Raw genomic sequence first — 3,307 nt, forward strand, 5'->3', positions numbered from 1 at the left:
TATGTTCAAACAAAAGAAGTTATTAGTTTAAGAGGAACTGTGATACCAATTGTTCGTTTAGCTGATATTCTTGATGTGGAACAAACGAAAGAATCTCCAGAAAGCCTTACAGTGGTTATTGTTTCCAAAGGAGACAAGTTAGCAGGTCTTGTAATTGACAATTTAATTGGGCAACAAGAAATTGTTATCAAATCACTTGGTAAATATATTAGCAATAATAAGATGATTGGCGGAGCAACAATCCTTGGTGATGGTGAAGTAGCCTTAATTCTTGATGTTAATACATTAGTATAGGGGAGGTACTTACAATGGATGCAAACATGAGCGTAGAAGCAAAACAATATATAGTTGTAAGAATTGGAAACGAACAATACGGAATTGACATTCAATATGTTGATAATATTGTTAGAATGCAACGTATTACAAGAGTTCCAAAGGCACAATCATTCTTTAAAGGTGTTATTAATTTAAGAGGTGAGATTATTCCTGTAATGAGTATTCGTTTGAAATTTGGTCTTGAACCTGATGAAATTACGAATGCAACAAGAATTATCATTCTTAAACTTGAAGCACAATCTGCAATTGGCATACTTGTAGATGAAGTTAAAGAAGTAGTAACATTGGAAGATGAAAGCATTGAAAAGATAACTTACAATGCAAAAGATGAAAAATCAATGTACTTAAGTGGTATTGGTAAACATGGAGATAGCTTAATCTCATTACTTAATATTGCAGGTGTTATTTTAGAAAAAGAGGCTGTCTAGGCCAGATATGAAAAGGGGCTGCCGCAAATCATTTCGAAAAAGGAAATATGTACTTGTGGCACCCCTTTTTTAAAGGAATATAGATTGTGAGGTGTGATTGTGGATTTAGATAATATGGATAATATGCATTTTGATGTTTTAAAAGAAATCGGAAACATAGGAGCAGGTAATGCTACAACGGCATTGTCTCAATTAATTAATGCGAAAGTTGATATGAAAGTACCAAAGGTTGACCTTCTTGGTTTTCGTGAATTACCAGATTTAGTTGGTGGTGCGGAGAATATAGTAGTAGGAATACTATTAACACTAGAAGGTGATATTGATGGTATGATGATGTTTATGTTAGAAGAAGATTCTGCACATCACCTAGTTGATATGCTAATGGGTATGACAACGGAAGAAAAACGTGAATTTACAGAAATGGATAAATCTGCATTAAATGAAATCGGTAATATAATAGCAGGAGCATATCTATCTTCGCTTTCAGCATTAACGAATATGCGTATTGCTGCTTCTATTCCGTACATGTCAATTGATATGTCAGGAGCAATTTTAAGTGTACCTGCAATTGAATTTGGCAAGATAGGTGATAAAGCACTATTAATACAATCTCAATTCTGTGAAGATGATGAGGAGGTTAATGGTTACTTTATACTTATACCAACTTTGGACTCGTATAGTAAAATTATGAGATCTTTAGGCTTATAGGAGAAGTTGTATGGGAGATATGATAAAAGTAGGAATGGCAGACTTGAATGCTTGTAGGTGTCCTAGTGCGTTAACGACGCTTGGATTAGGCTCTTGTGTTGGCATTTCATTGTATGATCCTTCTACTAAAGTGGGTGGAATGGCACATATAATGCTACCTGATAGTACGAAGATACGAAATAATGAGAACCGGGCTAAATTTGCAGACACAGGCATAGATGATTTGGTTAAACAGATGGTTTCATTAGGGGCAAACAAACATAGACTTGTTGCTAAGATAGCAGGAGGAGCGCAAATGTTCGCATTTACATCGAACAATGATATGCTCCGAATTGGTGACAGAAATGTGGAAGCCACAAAAGCTAAATTAGCTTCACTTGGTATACGAATTCTTGCAGAGGATACAGGGCTAAATTATGGTCGTACAATTGAATTCTATACTGAGACAGGAGATTTATTGATAAAGTCAGTTGGAAAACCACAAAAGACTTTATAATATATGATTTTAAAATAGTAATATGAAAAGCATAAATTGGCAGGAGAGAATAGAATGCGAGCAAGATATATACCATCAATTGTAATGTTATTAGCAGGAACAATAGCGTGTGCTTTCTGCCTAATTAATTCTTATAGTGTTCTTTTAACGCTAGAAATTTTACTTGGTGTATTAATTATATTCTATATAATTGGTTTAATAGCAAGAAATTTGATTATTAAAATTATAACAACGGATTTGGAACAACCGGAAGATATGGATGTCGCTACGGAAGGTGAAGAAACTGTAACACTTGAAGAAGAAGTTACAGAGTAAAAAGCTACTATGATATAGTCTTTTGGAGGCGAACATGAACGAAGAAGGAAAAAATAAATTATGGGAAGAGTATAGCAAAAGCCGTACAAGTGCAAATAGAGAAAATATAATTCTTGAATATGCAGAATTGGTTAAGATTGTAGCTGGTCGACTTAGCATGTATCTTGGATATAACGTAGAATATGATGATTTAGTAGGATACGGAATCTTTGGATTAATAGATGCAATAGACAAGTTTGATTATAATAAGGGAGTAAAGTTTGAAACATACGCAACACTTAGAATACGTGGAGCGATATTAGATCAAATTAGAAAGATGGATTGGTTACCACGAACTTTACGACAAAAACAGAAAAAGATAGATTCAGCATACCAAAAAATTGAATCCGAATTTGGTAGAGTAGCTACAGATGAAGAACTTGCAGAAGAATTGGAGATTACAGTTAAAGAATTAACAACGTGGCAGAATCAAACAAAGATATCGTCCCTTGTATCATTAGATGAATACATTGAACAGGGAAGTGACGTAAAAGTAGATGTAAATGAGAATTCGCATTATGCGCAACCGGAAAAATTAGTTGAGCGCAATGAATTAAAAGAGATTCTATTAAAAAGTTTAGAGTCTTTGACAGAAAAAGAGAAGAGAGTAATAATACTATATTATTATGAAGAATTAACATTAAAAGAAATTAGTTTAACGCTTGAAGTATCAGAATCAAGAGTGTCGCAGTTGCATACGAAGGCATTACAGAAGATGAGAAGTAAAATGGGAAATAACATGGAGTTGTTTAATATAATTTAACAGAGCAAGTTCTCTTTAGCGTGTAATGTTGCAGAGGACTTGTTTTAGTACCAAGATTTGTAGGTACGAACTGAGGAGGATATAAATAGGTATTTTTTGAATATACTTGTTAAATGTGAAAGTGGGGAAAAGAAAAATGAAACAAAAGAATGGATATTTTTATTTGCATGAAAAAGAAGATGGTATCTATATTCATCTTGTACCAGCAACACAAGGCGGGGC

The 3,307-nt window shown here is 33.7% G+C and carries 6 protein-coding genes; all 6 read left to right on the forward strand.

The genetic code is table 11. The features are described from left to right. Positions 1 to 294: chemotaxis protein CheW (locus tag RMR19_RS05985; RefSeq protein ID WP_310602591.1), on the forward strand; the 294-nt coding region annotated here is incomplete at its 5' end. 14 nt (positions 295 to 308) lie between these two features. Further along, positions 309 to 764 (forward strand): chemotaxis protein CheW, encoded by a 456-nt coding sequence (locus RMR19_RS05990; RefSeq protein ID WP_310602592.1) that lies wholly within the window; start codon positions 309 to 311, stop codon positions 762 to 764. A gap of 114 nt (positions 765 to 878) precedes the next feature. Beyond that, complete coding sequence (locus RMR19_RS05995) at positions 879 to 1,472, forward strand: chemotaxis protein CheC (protein ID WP_442871529.1); 594 nt, start codon at positions 879 to 881, stop codon at positions 1,470 to 1,472. Between the two features lie 10 nt (positions 1,473 to 1,482). Then, on the forward strand, positions 1,483 to 1,968 hold the full coding sequence (locus RMR19_RS06000) for a chemotaxis protein CheD (RefSeq protein ID WP_310602594.1): 486 nt from the start codon (positions 1,483 to 1,485) through the stop codon (positions 1,966 to 1,968). Between the two features lie 54 nt (positions 1,969 to 2,022). After that, on the forward strand, positions 2,023 to 2,283 hold the full coding sequence (locus tag RMR19_RS06005; RefSeq protein ID WP_310602595.1) for a hypothetical protein: 261 nt from the start codon (positions 2,023 to 2,025) through the stop codon (positions 2,281 to 2,283). 34 nt (positions 2,284 to 2,317) lie between these two features. Further along, a complete protein-coding gene (locus RMR19_RS06010; protein ID WP_310602596.1) occupies positions 2,318 to 3,085 on the forward strand; it encodes a FliA/WhiG family RNA polymerase sigma factor in 768 nt (255 codons plus the stop codon). Positions 3,086 to 3,307 lie beyond the last annotated feature (222 nt).

It is taken from the genome of Anaerosporobacter sp., assembly GCF_031551385.1.
Classification (GTDB): Bacteria; Bacillota; Clostridia; order Lachnospirales; family Lachnospiraceae; genus Anaerosporobacter.

Bases quoted from the DNA above. Each gene is read 5' to 3' on its own strand.
- RMR19_RS05990 (WP_310602592.1), top strand. From the start codon at position 309: ATGGATGCAAACATGAGCGTAGAAGCAAAACAATATATAGTTGTAAGA.
- RMR19_RS05995 (WP_442871529.1), top strand. From the start codon at position 879: ATGGATAATATGCATTTTGATGTTTTAAAAGAAATCGGAAACATAGGA.
- RMR19_RS06000 (WP_310602594.1), top strand. From the start codon at position 1,483: ATGGGAGATATGATAAAAGTAGGAATGGCAGACTTGAATGCTTGTAGG.
- RMR19_RS06005 (WP_310602595.1), top strand. From the start codon at position 2,023: ATGCGAGCAAGATATATACCATCAATTGTAATGTTATTAGCAGGAACA.
- RMR19_RS06010 (WP_310602596.1), top strand. From the start codon at position 2,318: ATGAACGAAGAAGGAAAAAATAAATTATGGGAAGAGTATAGCAAAAGC.